The organism is Streptomyces sp. YJ-C3 (genome assembly GCF_053891275.1).
Genome location: NZ_CM132685.1, coordinates 3521868 through 3535882, shown reverse-complemented (window position 1 = coordinate 3535882; position 14015 = coordinate 3521868). Strand labels below are relative to the sequence as shown.

The window sequence follows — 14015 nt, the reverse complement described above, 5'->3', positions numbered from 1 at the left end:
GAGCCCTCATGCCCGGACGCCGCCACCGCGGACCCGCCCGTACCCGACTCGCGGCCTGCACCGCCACCGTCGCACTCCTCGCCACCGGCGGCGCGCTCGGGATGTCCCCCGCCCAGGGCGCGCCCGCCCCGTCCGCCGGGCAGGCCGTGACGGCCGAGGACGGAGCCAGGATCGTGGCGCGCAACTGGCTCGACGAGCGGACCGTCGATCTCACGGTGCGGTCCCCGGCCGTGGGCGCCGACGTCCCGGTCCGCGTCCTCCTGCCCGCCTCGTACGCCCAGGCGCCCGACCGCGAACGGCCCGTGCTCTACCTCTTGCAGGGCGCGCACGACGACTACACGTCCTGGACCCGCGAGACGGACGTCGAGAACTTCCTGGCCGGGCAGGACGTCATCACCGTCATGCCGTCGTCGGGCGCCACCGGGATCCCCACGGACTGGTGGAACTTCGGCCGCCGCACACCCGACTACGAGACGTTCCAGGTGGACGAGGTGATGCGGCTGCTGCGCGAGGAGTTCCACGCGGGGCAGCGGCGCGCCGTCGCGGGAGTGTCCACGGGCGGCTACGGCGCCCTCGCGTTCGCCGCGCGCAGGCCCGGCGCCTTCGCCGCCGCGGCGTCGTACAGCGGGGTCCTCGACACGACAGCGGTGGGCATGGTCACCGTCGTCAACGCGATCGTCGCGCGGGAACTCGAGCTGCCCGGCTCCTTGTGGGGCGGCCCCGTCCTGCAGCGCGCGAACTGGACCGCCCACAACCCGTACGCCCTCGCCGAGCACCTCAAGGGCACCCGCCTGTACGTCTCGCAGGGCAGCGGCATCCCCAGCACCGACTTCGGCAATCTCCAAGGCGCCGTCCTGGAGGGCACGTTGTGGGGGCAGGCGCGGAAGTTCACCGACCGGCTCGCCGCCCTCGGCGTGCCCGCACAGACGCACCTGTACCACGGCGGATCGCACGCCTGGTCGTCCTGGCAGGGAGAGTTCAAGGCCTCCTGGCCGACGCTCGCCGCAGGACTCGGACTCCCCACGAACTGACCTCCGCCCGCCCCTCAAGCCCGAAAGGAACGCCATGGAAACCGACCCCCTCGCCGCGGCCGTGGTGGCCGACGCCCCGGCCGCCACCCTCGCCGAACTGCCCGTCCCGCAGCACTACCTGGCGGCCCACCTGCGCGCCGAGGACCAGGACACCTTCAGCGGCGTGGACGACAAGGACGTCCGCAAGTCGATCCATGTCGGCGCGGTGCCGATGCCCGAACTCGCGCCGGACGAGGTCCTCGTGGCGGTCCTCGCGAGCGGCATCAACCACAACACCGTATGGTCGGCGATGTTCGAGCCGGTCCCGACCTTCTCCTTCCTGCGGAAGTTCGGCGGCGACGGCGGCTGGGCGGCACGGCACGACGCCCCGCAGCACGTCATCGGCTCGGACGCGGCGGGCGTCGTCGTGCGCGCGGGCTCGGGCGTCCGGCGCTGGCGGATCGGGGACCGGGTCGTGGTCTCCCCCGTGTACGTCGACGACGAGGACCCGGCGACGCACGCGGACGGCATGATGGGCCCCTCCCAGCTGGCCTGGGGGTTCGAGACGAACTTCGGCGGCCTCGCCCACTACTGCGTCGCCCGCGCCAGCCAACTCCTGCCCAAACCGGCTCACTTGACATGGGAGGAGGCGGCGAGCAACCCCCTGTGCGCGGGCACCGCGTACCGGATGCTCGTCAGCGACCGGGGCGCCCGGATGAAGCAGGGGGACGTCGTGCTGATCTGGGGGGCGGCGGGCGGCCTCGGCGCCTACGCGGCGCAACTGGTGCGCAGCGGCGGCGGGATCGCGGTCGGCGTCGTCGGCAGCGAGGAGAAGGCGCGCGCGGCGCGGGAGTTCGGGTGCCACGCCGTCATCGACCGGCGCGAGATCGGTCTGGACGGCGGGGTGCCCGCGGATCCGGCCGTGCCGGGGCGCCGGCTCGGCCAACTGATCAGGGCGGCCGTCGGCGCGGACCCGCACATCGTGTTCGAGCACGTGGGACGGGCCACGTTCGGCGTGTCCGTGTACGTGGTGGGGCGCGGCGGGACCGTGGTGACATGCGGCTCCACGACCGGCTACCAGCACGAGTTCGACAACCGCTACCTGTGGATGCGGCTCAAGCGCGTCATCGGCAGCCACGGCGTGAACCTCGCCGAACTGGCCGCCATGCAGCGCCTGTTGGAGATCGGCCGGCTGCGCCCCGCGCTGTCGGCGACGTATCCGCTGGAGGAGACCGGGGAGGCCGCGCGCCTGGTCCAGCGGGGCCGGCACACGGGAAAGGTGGGCGTGCTGGCCCTTGCGCCGCGCACGGGCCTCGGCGTGTCCGACCCCGACACCCGGCGGGCGCTCATGGGGTGAGGGTCATGCGGGGCCGGGGTGTCACCCGGTGGGCCTGTCCCGGCACGGCCGGCCCGTGCGGAGGTTCTTCGTGGCACCGGTGATGACGGTGTCGAGCCTGTCGCGGGTGGTGGCCAGATCGGCGACCTGACGGTCGATGCGGTCGCGTTCCACGGCGAGCCGCTCGATGAGCTCCGGAGTGGCGTCACCGTCGACGACGCAGGGCAGCAGGTCGACGATCGTTCTGCTCGACAGGCCGGCGGCGTAGAGCTGCTGGATCAGCTCGATGCGGTCGACGGCGCTCTCCGGGTAGTGCCGCTGGCCGCTGGTGCTGCGGTCCGCGGTGAGCAGGTGCTGCTCCTCGTAGTAGCGCAGGGCCCGGACGCTGACCCCGGTCCGGGCGGCGAGCTCGCCGATACGCATCGGGTTCCTCCTTCGTGAGCCGGGCCACACACCTTGCCTCTGACGTCGACGTCAGGTTCTAGCGTACGACGTGCGGGCCGCACCGCGACCAGCGGTCCGCTCCCCCGTCAGAGAGCAGAGCCTTCCATGCCCCCGTATGACATCCCTGTCCCCGCCGCCGTCCCCGTCGTCTCCGTGAAGCCGGTCGTGCTGCCCGCTCCGGAGCGCGGCACGGATCTTCGGGTACGCGTGTCCGCGCCCGTGACCGGCCGCGATCTGCCCGTCGTCCTGTTCGCGCACGGCTTCGGCTCGTCGCTGGAGGGCTACGGTCCGCTGGCCGACTACTGGGCCGCCCACGGGTTCGTCGTGATCCAGCCCACGCACCTCGACTCCAGGACCGTGGGTCTTCCCCAGGACGACCCCCGCACGCCACGGATCTGGCGGTTCCGGGTCGAGGACCTGAAGCACGTCCTCGACCACCTCGACACGCTGGCGGCAGCCGTCCCCGGTCTCACCGGCCGCCTCGACCTGAGCCGTATCGCCGCCGCCGGGCACTCCTTCGGCGGCCAGACCGCGGGCAATCTGCTGGGGCTGCGCGTCCTCGACCCGGTGACGGGCCGCGCAGAGGATCTGTCCGATCCACGTGTCTCGGCGGGTGTGCTGCTCGCCACGGCCGGCCGGGGCGGCCCCGACCTGACGCCGTTCGCGGCCGAGCACTTCCCCTTCATGAACCCGGATTTCGCGCACATGACCACACCGGCCCTGGTCGTCGTGGGCGACCGCGACGACTCCCCGCTGAGCGTGCGCGGACCGGAGTGGATGGCCGATCCCTACGTCCTCGGCCCCGGCGGCAAGAGCCTGCTCACGCTCTTCGGGGCGGAGCACTCCCTCGGCGGCATCGCGGGCCACGAGGCCAAGGAGACCACCGACGAGAACCCCGCACGGGTCTCCCTCGTCCAGCAGGTCACCTGGGCCTACCTCCGCCACGCACTCGGCGTCGACAGCACCGCTTGGACGGCGGCGCGCAAGGTCCTCGCCGAGAACGCCCATCCGCTGGGCCGGCTCGAATCCAGGTGACCGCCCGGCGACGCTCCGCTGCTCACGGTCCGTGCCGCGCACCGGTCAGCCGGAACGAGCGCACCACCGCGAGCGTGCTCCCGCCCACGAACGCCGCCGCGAGGCCCGCGAGCCGCAGCTTCTCCGCGCGGACCTCGCCCCGGCTCGCCACACCGCGTGTCGCGGCCCGGCCGCGCGGGTCGTAGAGCACGGGAAGCACGTCGCCCGGCCGTGTCGAACTCCCGCAGCCCCGCCGGATCCTGGTGCCGGCCGGGAGGGGGAGCGCGTCACCGGCGACGACACAGAAATGGTCGCCGCGGGCGTCGCCCCGGGCGCCGTCGTCCTCCACCGCGGTCACGCGCACGTACTGCTCGAGGCCGCGCTCCGCCAGGACGACGTCGGTGGCGACCCGCGGTGCGTACAGGGCCAGACACGCCCCGAGGAGGACGACCAGGCCGATGAGGACGCGTCCGGCCCGCAGCACCAGCAGATAGAGGGTGAGCGCCGCGACCGCCACGAGTCCCAGTTCCCCGCTGCGCAGGGCGGACGGCCCGACCCACATGCCGGCGAAGCCCGCGCCGACCACCGCCAGGCCCGCGGCGCCGCCCGCGAACAGCCCTTCCGTCAGCAGGCTCCGGCCGGGCAGACCGACGAACTCGGCGGGCCCCCACAGCACCGTCCTCAAGTGGGCCGCGAGCCCCGGAGCGGGCCGGTCGCGTTCCCCGCGCACGCCACACCCCCATCGAGCTCACCGGATCGCACCGAGGCGGCGAGGTGGGCCTGAGCGCCACCCGGCGCGGTCTTCGCATTATGCAAAACGTGTGAGCCGGCTGTGACACCGCCCCGAGCGCTGCGCCCGCGCCCGGCCCGCGTCAGTGCGGCGTGCTCACGAACGCGCCGCCGCACGGCCCGCCGCCCGTGCTCTCCTCCGCCCGCACCGCGCGCCCGTCCATCGTCAACAGGTCGTAGTGGCGGGCGATGCGCTGCGTGGAGCGGCCCACGTAGTGGCAGATGAACGAGCGCCGGAAGCGGTCCGCCGTGCGGTTCGGGCCGGAGCCGTGGACCAGGGTGCCGTTGAAGAACAGGACGTCGCCGGGGGCCATGTCCACGGGGACCGGGGCGAGTCCCGGCGGCGGTGGCACGTACTCGCGGGCGAACGACAGGCCGGGGTCGGCCTCCTCCGGGCAGAAGAGGTCCAGCAGATGGGTGCCCGGGACGACTTCGAGACCGCCGTTCTCCCGGTCGATGCGGTCGAGGGCGACCCAGGCCGCGATGCAGGTCCCCGGTTCGACCCGGAGGTAGAAGTTGTCCTGGTGCAGGGCCTGGCCGCGGGCGCCCGGCGGCTTGAAGTAGAACATGCTCTGCGCGGCGAGCGGTTCCTCGCCGAACAGCCCGGTGAGGACGGCCCCGAGCCGGGGGTCGAGAAGCCGGCGCCGCGCCATCGCGTTGAAGCGGTGCGGGTGCATCACCCGGGGATACGTCCGCAGGGGATCGAGGGGGCCCTCGGCCGGCTGCGGCTCGGGTTCGAAGTGGCCGGGCACGGGACCCGCGGCCTGCAACCGCATGAACTCGTCGGTCAGTTCACCTGTCTCGGCGGGGTCGAAGAGGCCCGGGGCGATCGCGTAGCCACGGGTACGGAACTGCTCCTGGAACGTGTCGGACGCGGGGTTCTGCACTGAGCCTTCCTCTCTCGGATCGCGCACACGGGCAACCTCTTCAGTACTGCACTTGAGTCCGGGCTTGAGTCGGTCTTGAGTCCTGCGCCGCCCCTGTGCTGGACTGCCGCGGACGCGCGAAGGGCTCGGCGGCGGACCGATCCGAAACTACGGCCGGAGCGGCGGACAGCGAATGACGGGCACGATCACGCACATGCCGGAAACTGCCGCCGACACTCCCTCACCGCCCGCGCGGTCCCTCATCGCCGCCCGGTTCGACGAGCCCGCCGGCTATGCGGTGACACGCACGGCGGGCGCCGCCAACTGGCTGCTGATGTGGACCGCCGCGGGGCGCGGAGAGGTGCGCGGCACCGGCCCGTGGCTCCCGCAGGAGCCCGGCGATCTCGTCGTGCTGCCGTCCCGTCGCCCGCACGCCTACCGCACCGATCCCGCCGCACGCTCCTGGGCCGGCTGGTGGGTGCACTTCCCGCCGCGGGCGGCCTGGCCCGCCTGGCTGCGCGACCACACCCGGGACGGCGTGCACTGCGTGCGCGGGGTCCCGGCCGCGGTCCGTGACCGGGTCGACGCGGCCTTCCGCCGGCTGCACACCGACGCGCGCTGGACGGACGGCGGGATGCCGCCCGTCCCGGACCCGACGGTCATCGCGATCGCCGGCACGGGCCCCGGCCGCGAACTCGCCCTCGGCGCCGTCGAGGAGATCCTGCTGCTGGCCACCGGCTCCGCCACCGCGGGCGCGCAGGGTGATCCCCGCGTCCGGCAGGCCGACGCGATCATCGCCGCGGCTCCGGGCGCTCCGCACACGGTCCGCTCCCTCGCGGACCACGTCGCCCTGTCCCCCTCACGGTTCGCGCATCTGTACGCCGAGCAGACCGGCCACACGCCGATGCGGGCGGTTCGTGCCGCCCGCCTCACGCATGCGCAACGGCTCCTGGACGCAACGGATCTGGACATCGGGCAGGTCGCACGCGCCTCGGGCTTCACGAGCCCCTTCCACTTCAGCCGCGCCTTCCGGGAGCGGTACGGGGTGCCGCCCTCGGTGTACCGGCGGTCATCGGCGCAGGAGCGCGGTGACGAGGGTGTGCGCAACGGCTGACCGGCGCCCCCGGCCACCTCGTGCTCACCCCGCGTCCGCCGCCTCCTCCGCCCCTTCGTGCACCTGGACGTGATCGAGGACGGCGACCGCGCGGGCGGCCTCCAGGACGTCCTGCGCGGTCAGCAGGAACAGCCGCAGCCGGTCCTCGCCGTCGACGAGGACGAGCATGCAGGGCCGCAGCCGGCGGACCTCGGGCCCGAACGCGAAGCCCGCGACGCCGTGGAAGACGCTCGCCCCGGCGAGGCCTGTCTGATGGGCGCGTTGGACCAGTTCGATGTACGCGGGACGGTGACGCCAGAGCGTGGCGCCGTCCAGATGAATGGTGAGACGGGCGGTCCTCGTGGTGTGCGACATCGGCGGACACCCCCTTGCTGCCGCGCAACCCGGTGCGCGGTACCTGGGAACGTACTGCCCTCCGGGGCTTCCGAACACCCGTGGCACGACAGCGGCTTGAGGGCGGCGACACGCCTCGGCCGGGCCCGGCGCGGCGAGCCGTCGGGGCGCCGCCCCACAGGTCACACGCGCGCCGTGGTCACCCCGGTCATGTCCACAGTGCCTCGGCGAGGGCGAACCCGACGAAGGTGGCGCCGAGTCCGGCGACCACGCTGGCCACGACGTTGGCCGCGGCGAGGAAGCGGGCCCCGCCCTCGGCCAGGCGCAGGGTCTCGTACGAGAACGTCGAGTACGTCGTCAGCGCCCCGCACAGCCCCGTCCCGACCAGCAGCTGCACCTGCGACGACGCCGCCCCGGCCGTCACCGCGCCGGTCAGCAGCCCGAGCACCAGGCTGCCCACGACGTTCACGGTGAAGGTGCCCCAGGGGAAGACGGTGTCGTGCCGCCGCTGCACGGCACGGTCGGTGAGATACCGCAGCGGCGCCCCGACCATCGCGCCACAGATCACGAACAGCCAGTTCACCGGTCCTTCTCCCGCCCCACGTACCGGATGACCTCGCAGTCGTCGAGGATCACGAGCCCCTCGTCCACCAGCTCGTCCAGCTGCGGCAGGAAGCCGCGCACCAGCTCCTCGGTGTCGACGATCACGACGGCCACCGGCAGGTCCTCGCTGAGCGACAGCAGCCGGCTCGTGTGGATGAGCGAGGACGCGCCGAACCCTTCGATGCCGCGGAACACGGAGGCGCCGGCCAGGCCCGCGGCGCGGGCCCGGTGCACGATCTCCGCGTACAGGGGCTTGTGGTGCCAGGTGTCGTTCTCGCCGATGAAGATCGTCACGCGCAGGGCGCGACCGGCCGGCCTCGTCATCGCTGCCTCCAGGTCACCACGCGGCGCGTCGCGCTCGCGGCGCACCACACCGCCGCGAGCGCCGCGACGACCGTCGCCGCGAGATAGGCGAGGCCCGTGCGGACCTCGCCTGTCTCGACGAGCTGGTGGATGTCCACGGCGTACGTCGAGAACGTGGTGAAACCGCCGAGGACTCCGGTCCCGAAGAACGGCCGGACCAGCCGGTGCGCCGCCCACACGTCGGTGATCAGCACCATGAACACGCCGATCACGGCGCAGCCGACGGCGTTGACCCACAGGGTCGTCCACGGAAAACCGCCGTCCGCGACCGGCCACATGAGCGACGCGGCGTAGCGCCCCGAGGCCCCGATCGCACCGCCGGCGGCGACCACCGCCACGATCGGCGCCTGCTCCCGCCACGGCCGTGCCCGCCGCGCGGGCGCGCGCGGACCGACGTCCGCGTCCGTGGCTTCGTCCATCACTCCAGTTTCGGGGGCCGTCATGAATGCGCATCTCCTACTCGCCGGGCGCCCGGGCGTGCGGGCGCGCTCCTTCGCAAGTAGGGACTGTCGGCGGCACCGATGCCGCGGTTCGGGTACGGCGAGCCCCACCGCCGCGCAGTGGCCCGCGGAGAATCCGTGCAGGCGACTGCAGGGCAGCAGCCTAACGCCCGCGTCGAGGCCGCCGCACGCCCGGTCGCGTCTCCTCGACCGGCCGGGGCGCTACGCCAGGGGCGTGGACCGGATCGCGGAGATGTCGAACTGGAGCCGGACCTTCTCGCTCACCATGGTGCCGCCCGCCTCCAGGCGCTGGTTGTAGACCAGGCCCCACTCGGTGCGGTCGATGGTGGTGGTGCCGTCGAAGCCCGCGCGCTCGTAGCCGAAGGGGTCGAGGACCGAGCCGAGGTAGTCGAGTTGCAGCTCGACGGGCCGGGTGACACCGCGGATGGTCAGCTCCCCCGCCATGCGGAAGGTCTCCCCGCCCTCGTGGACCGTGGCGGTGCTGCGGAACACCATCTCCGGGTGGCGGTCCGCGTCGAAGAAGTCCTTGCCGATGAGGTGCGCGTCCCGCTGCTCGACGCCGGTGTCGACGCTGGCGACCCGGATGACGAGCTCGGCCCGCGACTGCGAGGGCCGGGCGCCGTCGAAGTACAGCGTGCTGTCGTAGTCGCTGAAGGCGCCGCGCACCGTCGTCACCATCGCGTGCCGCACGGAGAAGCCGATCCGGCTGTGCGGACGGTCGATGGTCCACTGCCCGGTCAGCGCGCGCAGCGCCGGGTCGAGCGCGACACCGCTGTCCGCGGACGCCGGGAAGGGCGTACCGGGGCCGACCGCCGGCGCCGGCTCGAGCGTCGCGGTCTGGCGACGGTTGAAGATACCCATGATGTCGTCTTCCCCTTCGAAGCTGATCACTCCGTGTTATCACGGGTGCGACGACCGTCCCGGAGCGAGATGGGAGGCCTCGTCCGGGTTCCATGCGGCTGCCTGCAAAGAAGCACAGGATCGACACGAAGATGGATGCACTGTCGGCTGACAGGGCGTCACGTACGGTCACGGGCGGGGGGTTCGGGCCGGCCTCGGGGCTCCCTCAGCCGGCCGGATCAGCGCTCGGTCCGGCTCCGCGACGGCATGCCGACCGTCTACAGCGGTACGCGCTGCGTCCTGTTGGCGCGCCCGCGGCCGGCACCTGAGGCAGCAGCGTGAAGTCGACAGGGCGTCGTGTGAGCCCCGTCGCGGCGCCCGCTCACCCGTAGGACAGGTTCGAACAGATGTCCTCGTCGGCCGAACGCGCGTCGTCGGCCACGCTGGACGGCACGGACGTGGGGGCCGGCGAGGCGGAGGCGGCGCCCGTGTAGTCCGCTCCCAGCACGACGGCGACGCCCGCCGTGCCGGTGGCCCGCAGCGCGGCGTCGGGGAAGAGCCGGGCGACCGCCTCGGCGTCGGCCTTGTGCCCGGCCCCGTACTCGATCGTGGTGGAGTCGTGGTCCTGCGTGGTGGCGTTGCCGGTGCCGGTGACGGTGAAGTCGTGTCCGGTCAGCGCCCTGGCGGCGGTGGAGGCCAGGCCCATGGTCGTGGTGCCGTTGTAGACGGCGACGGAGATGCCCGCGCCGGACACGTCCCCGGTGGCGGACGGGGAGGCGGACGCCCGCGCGCCGTTCTTGGCGCCCGCGTCCTTGCCGTCGAGAGTGCGGTCGTCCTTCAGCGCGGCCCACAGCGCGTCGGCGTCGGGCTGGACGACGGCGACGCGGTCGCCGTCGTACTTCCAGGGGATGGTGACGAACTTGGTGTTGTGCAGGTCCACGTTCTTCAGCCCCATAGCGAACGTCAGCAGCTTGTCGGCCGAGCCGAGGCCGGGGTCGACCGTCATGGACTTGGTGGCGGCGTCGGCGAGCGGCAGCAGTTTGGTGGGGGTGAACCCGTCGTCCTTGATCTTCTTGATGAGGCTGGAGACGAACGCCTGCTGGCGCTTGATGCGGCCGATGTCGGAGCCGTCGCCGATGCCGTGCCGGATGCGGACGTAGTCGAGGGCCCGCTGCCCGGAGACCGTCTGCTCGCCCTTGGCGAAGAGGCGCTTGCCCCGCGTGGTGCGGTGGGGGTTGAGGTCGTTCTGGTAGACGTCCTGCGGGAGGCAGACCTTCACTCCGCCGACCACGTCGGTGAGTTGGGAGAAGCCCTTGAAGTCCACGACGATGGTGTGGTCGACGCGCAGCCCGGTCAGTTCCTCCACGGTGTTCTGTGTGCAGGCCGGATTGCCCTCGGCCGTCTGCCCCGTGGAGTAGGCGGAGTTGAACATCTCGCCGGTCCGCGTCGTGCTCCACGACCCGTCGGGGAGCTTGCACGGCGGGATCGTGACGAGGGTGTCGCGGGGTATGGAGACCCCGACGGCGTGCTCGTGGTCCGCGTAGACGTGGAGCAGGAACGCGGTGTCGGAGCGGCCGATGTCGTCCTTGTCGCCGCCGCCGAGTTCGCTGTTGCCGCCGGTACGCGCGTCCGTGCCGATGACCAGGACGTTCTCACCCTTTGACGCTTCGGCGTCGGGCCTGTTCTTGGAGACGCCGTCCGACGAGAACGTGTCGATGTTCCCGCTCAGCCGCAGATACAGCCAGCCCGCGCCGGCCGTGACCAGGACGAGGAACGCCAGCCCCGTGACGAGGCCGAACCGCAGCCTGCCGCGCCGGCGGCGCCGGGCCCGCGCGCCACGGCGCCCCGTGTCGCCGCGTGCCCCCTGGGCCCTGCGGCGGGTGCGCTCGGGTGGCGCCTCGGGGATCTGCGTCATCGATGCCCTCATCCTGTGCGTCCTGCGAGAGGTGACGTGCGACGCCGCCCCAGGGTTGTACGGTTGCGCAATGTAGCAAGTAAAACTGAGGATGCGGTACGCACGCCGCACCCGTCGGCACGATCACGGCAAGGAGTCCCCACCATGTTCCGCAACGCACTCGAACCCTGGCACCTGCTCATCCTGGGGCTGGTCATCATCCTGGTGTTCGGCTCGAAGAAGCTCCCGGACACCGCCCGCTCCCTGGGCAAGTCGCTGCGCATCCTCAAGAGCGAGACGCAGGCGATGAAGGAGGAGAACGCCGCCAAGGACAGCGCGAGCAGCGAGGCCACGCTGCCCCGGGCCGAGGGCAGCTGACTCCGCGCACGAATGGCCGGGGAACCGGGGCGCGACCAGAATCGTTGTCGTCAGACAGCACTACCCGAGGAGCACCTGCGTTGTCCGCCAGACCGACGGACCCCCCGGGGCACAGTCCCCGACCACCCCGCCCTACGAGGCATGACCGCGGCACGCGGCGGGGTGGTGTTCGATGAGTGCCGCACTCGGCCTGGTCGCCGTCCTCGTCCTCACGGCGGGGACCGGCTATTTCGTCGCGCAGGAGTTCGCCTACGTCGCCGCCGACCGGATCGCGCTCGCCCGGGAGGCCGAAGCGGGCGACAAGAAGGCCGCCCGCGCCCTGAAGGTGCTGGAGCGGCTGTCGTTCATGCTCTCGGGCGCACAGCTCGGCATCACGGTCACCGGCCTGGTCGTCGGCTTCCTCGCCGAGCCGTCCGTGTCCGCGCTGCTGCGGCCCGCCCTGTCCGGCGTGGGCGTCCCGGACGCCGCCGTCACCGGCATGTCCGTGATCCTCGCCTTCGTGCTGGCCACGGTCGTGCAGATGGTGCTGGGCGAGCTGGCCCCGAAGAACCTCGCGCTGGCCGTGCCCGAGCGGCTGGCGAAGGCACTGGCCGGCCCGACCCTCGCCTATCTCAAGGTGGTCGGCCCTGTCGTCCGCCTCTTCGACAGCGCGGCGAACAGGCTGCTGCGCAGGATCGGCATCGAGCCCGTCGAGGAGCTGCACCACGGCGCCACCCTGGAGGAGCTCAGCCATCTCATCGGCGAGTCCCACCAGCAGGGCGAGCTGCCCGGGGACACGGCGCTGCTCCTCGACCACGCCCTGGAGTTCAACGAGCGCACGCTCGACGAGGTGATGGTGCCGCGCGCCGACGCCGTCTTCGTGCGCAAGGACGCCTCCGCCGACGAGACCGTCGGGCTGATCGCCCGGCACGGTCACTCGTCCTACCCGGTGCTGGGCGACCACCCGGACGACATCACCGGAGTCGTCGGGGTGCGCGAGCTGACCCGCCTGCCGCTGCATGCCTACGCGACCAGCACCGCGGGCGGACTGGCCCGCCGCCCGCTGCTGCTGCCGGACACGCTGGCCCTGCCCGACGCGGTGGACCGGATGCGGGAGCGCGGCGACGAGTTCGCCGTCGTCCTGGACGAGCACGGCGGCGTCGCCGGCGTCGTCACGTACGAGGACATCGCCGAGGAACTGGTCGGTGACATCGCCGACGAGACCGACACCGTCACCCGCCTCGCCGTGGCCGACGGCGCCGGCTGGATCGTCGACGCCGGCCGCCGTCTCGACGAGATCGAGGAGGCCACCGGCATCGAGCTGCCCAGGGGCGAGGACTACGACACCCTCGCCGGGCTGATCGTCGACCGCCTCGGCCGCTTCCCGGCGATCGGCGACCGCCTCACGGTCGATCTGCCGGACGGTACCCGCGCGCTCATCGACGTACGGGCCCTGGAACGGCACGTCGCCGAGCGCGTCCGCATCGAGCGCCGGTCCGCCGAGACCGCGGCCGCCGGATCCGCCGACGAGGAAGGGAGCCGGCGATGAGCTTTCCGATGGCACTGTTCGTGACCGTGCTGCTGCTGATCGGCAGCGGGTTCTTCGTCGCCGCCGAGTTCGCGCTGGTCGCCGCCAAGCGGCACCGGATGGAGAAGGCCGTCGCCCAGGGGCAGCGCGGCGCTCATGCGGCGCTGGCCGGGATGCGGGAGCTGTCCCTGATGCTCGCCGGGGCCCAGCTCGGCATCACCATCTGCACCTTGGGGCTCGGCTCCATCTCCAAACCGGCCGTGTCCCACGCGCTCGACCCGCTGCTGCGGGACTGGGGGCTGCCGAGCGGTCTCAGCTACGGCGTCTCGTTCGCCGTCGCCATGGTCGTCGTCGTCTTCCTGCACATGGTCGTCGGCGAGATGGCCCCCAAGTCCTGGGCCATCGCGCACCCGGAGCGCTCGGCGATGCTGCTCTCCCCCGCGTTCCGCGCGGTGGTGAAGGTCGTCCGCCCCCTCATCTGGTTGCTGAACAGGATCAGCAACGCGCTGGTGCGGTGGTGCCGGGTCACCCCGCGCGACGAACTGACGGCCGTGCACGACCGCGAGCAGCTCACGCGCCTGGTCGCCGAGTCGGAGCGGCTCGGCCTGATCAGCGCGGACGACTCCGAGCTGATCACGAGCTCGCTCACCGAACCGCAGGCCCCCGTCGGGGACCTCCAGGTCCCGGCGGAGCGGATCTCCTCGGTGCCGGCCGGGGCCGGCGTCGAGGACGTGCTGGCCCGGTCCGCCGCGGCCGACCGCAGCCGCCTGCTGGTCCTCGACGGCACGCGCGTCGTCGGTTCGGTCCATGCCCGCGACGCGCTGATCGCCCGGGCCCGCGACCGTGCGGCCACCGCCCGCGAGCTCGCCCGGCCCGTACCGGAGCTGTCGGCCACCGACACGGTGGGCGACGCCATCGACCGGCTGCGCCGGGCCCGCGCCTCGCTGGCCGTCGTCCGCGACGGAACGGGACGGCTGACGGGCCTGGTCACCCTGGACGACCTGCTGGCCCGGCTCACGCATCCGCGGGCGGCCTGACCCGACGGCGGGGGACGGTCCCCGCC

16 protein-coding genes are annotated in these 14015 nt (G+C 72.8%); 7 read left to right on the top strand and 9 right to left on the bottom strand.

Annotation, left to right across the window (positions count from 1 at the left end):
- Positions 1–8: 8 nt before the first annotated feature.
- Both ACVHNB_RS15465 and ccrA read left to right on the top strand, forming a co-directional pair.
- The gene (locus ACVHNB_RS15465; protein WP_456228353.1) at positions 9–1031 is read left to right on the top strand and encodes an alpha/beta hydrolase; all 1023 of its coding nucleotides are present in this window, start codon (positions 9–11) and stop codon (positions 1029–1031) included.
- Between the two features lie 34 nt (positions 1032–1065).
- Complete coding sequence (gene ccrA, locus ACVHNB_RS15460; protein WP_428950587.1) at positions 1066–2367, top strand: crotonyl-CoA carboxylase/reductase; 1302 nt, start codon at positions 1066–1068, stop codon at positions 2365–2367.
- Positions 2368–2388: 21 nt separating this feature from the next.
- Here ccrA and ACVHNB_RS15455 read toward each other — a convergent pair whose 3' ends face one another.
- Entirely contained in the window at positions 2389–2769 is a 381-nt protein-coding gene (locus ACVHNB_RS15455) for a MerR family transcriptional regulator (RefSeq protein ID WP_428950588.1), read from the bottom strand.
- Positions 2770–2895: 126 nt separating this feature from the next.
- Between ACVHNB_RS15455 and ACVHNB_RS15450 the strand changes: the two genes are divergently transcribed.
- Positions 2896–3825, top strand: a complete 930-nt coding sequence (locus ACVHNB_RS15450) for an alpha/beta hydrolase family protein (RefSeq protein WP_456228352.1) — start codon at positions 2896–2898, stop codon at positions 3823–3825.
- 22 nt (positions 3826–3847) lie between these two features.
- Here the strand turns inward: ACVHNB_RS15450 and ACVHNB_RS15445 are convergent, their stop codons facing one another.
- Both ACVHNB_RS15445 and ACVHNB_RS15440 read right to left on the bottom strand, forming a co-directional pair.
- Positions 3848–4534 carry a hypothetical protein gene (locus ACVHNB_RS15445; RefSeq protein WP_428950590.1) on the bottom strand — a complete coding sequence of 229 codons (687 nt, stop codon included), beginning with the start codon at positions 4532–4534 and terminating at the stop codon, positions 3848–3850.
- 142 nt (positions 4535–4676) lie between these two features.
- A complete protein-coding gene (locus ACVHNB_RS15440; protein WP_456228351.1) occupies positions 4677–5480 on the bottom strand; it encodes a phytanoyl-CoA dioxygenase family protein in 804 nt (267 codons plus the stop codon).
- A 193-nt stretch (positions 5481–5673) separates the two neighbouring features.
- On the opposite strand from ACVHNB_RS15440, the gene ACVHNB_RS15435 reads away from it, so the two are divergent.
- Complete coding sequence (locus ACVHNB_RS15435; RefSeq protein ID WP_456228350.1) at positions 5674–6573, top strand: helix-turn-helix domain-containing protein; 900 nt, start codon at positions 5674–5676, stop codon at positions 6571–6573.
- Positions 6574–6597: 24 nt separating this feature from the next.
- Here ACVHNB_RS15435 and ACVHNB_RS15430 read toward each other — a convergent pair whose 3' ends face one another.
- From ACVHNB_RS15430 to ACVHNB_RS15405, 6 genes are all read right to left on the bottom strand, one after another.
- Positions 6598–6927: a DUF190 domain-containing protein gene (locus ACVHNB_RS15430; RefSeq protein ID WP_428950592.1), complete on the bottom strand. Its 330-nt coding sequence runs from the start codon at positions 6925–6927 to the stop codon at positions 6598–6600.
- Positions 6928–7114: 187 nt separating this feature from the next.
- Entirely contained in the window at positions 7115–7489 is a 375-nt protein-coding gene (gene crcB, locus ACVHNB_RS15425; RefSeq protein ID WP_428950593.1) for a fluoride efflux transporter CrcB, read from the bottom strand.
- On the bottom strand, positions 7486–7833 hold the full coding sequence (locus ACVHNB_RS15420; RefSeq protein WP_428950594.1) for a DUF190 domain-containing protein: 348 nt from the start codon (positions 7831–7833) through the stop codon (positions 7486–7488). Before ACVHNB_RS15420 ends, crcB (ACVHNB_RS15425) begins: the two co-directional genes overlap by 4 nt.
- Positions 7830–8315 carry a fluoride efflux transporter CrcB gene (crcB, locus tag ACVHNB_RS15415; protein WP_428950595.1) on the bottom strand — a complete coding sequence of 162 codons (486 nt, stop codon included), beginning with the start codon at positions 8313–8315 and terminating at the stop codon, positions 7830–7832. The genes ACVHNB_RS15420 and crcB (ACVHNB_RS15415) overlap by 4 nt, the downstream gene beginning before the upstream one ends.
- A 219-nt stretch (positions 8316–8534) precedes the next feature.
- Entirely contained in the window at positions 8535–9194 is a 660-nt protein-coding gene (locus ACVHNB_RS15410; protein ID WP_428950596.1) for a YceI family protein, read from the bottom strand.
- A 361-nt stretch (positions 9195–9555) separates the two neighbouring features.
- Complete coding sequence (locus ACVHNB_RS15405) at positions 9556–11088, bottom strand: LCP family protein (protein WP_428950597.1); 1533 nt, start codon at positions 11086–11088, stop codon at positions 9556–9558.
- A 144-nt stretch (positions 11089–11232) separates the two neighbouring features.
- Here ACVHNB_RS15405 and tatA point away from each other — a divergent pair, with 144 nt between their 5' ends.
- From tatA to ACVHNB_RS15390, 3 genes are all read left to right on the top strand, one after another.
- Positions 11233–11445: a Sec-independent protein translocase subunit TatA gene (gene tatA, locus ACVHNB_RS15400; protein ID WP_428950598.1), complete on the top strand. Its 213-nt coding sequence runs from the start codon at positions 11233–11235 to the stop codon at positions 11443–11445.
- Between the two features lie 172 nt (positions 11446–11617).
- Complete coding sequence (locus ACVHNB_RS15395) at positions 11618–12973, top strand: hemolysin family protein (protein ID WP_456228349.1); 1356 nt, start codon at positions 11618–11620, stop codon at positions 12971–12973.
- On the top strand, positions 12970–13989 hold the full coding sequence (locus ACVHNB_RS15390) for a CNNM domain-containing protein (RefSeq protein WP_428950600.1): 1020 nt from the start codon (positions 12970–12972) through the stop codon (positions 13987–13989). Before ACVHNB_RS15395 ends, ACVHNB_RS15390 begins: the two co-directional genes overlap by 4 nt.
- The last annotated feature ends 26 nt before the right edge of the window (positions 13990–14015 follow it).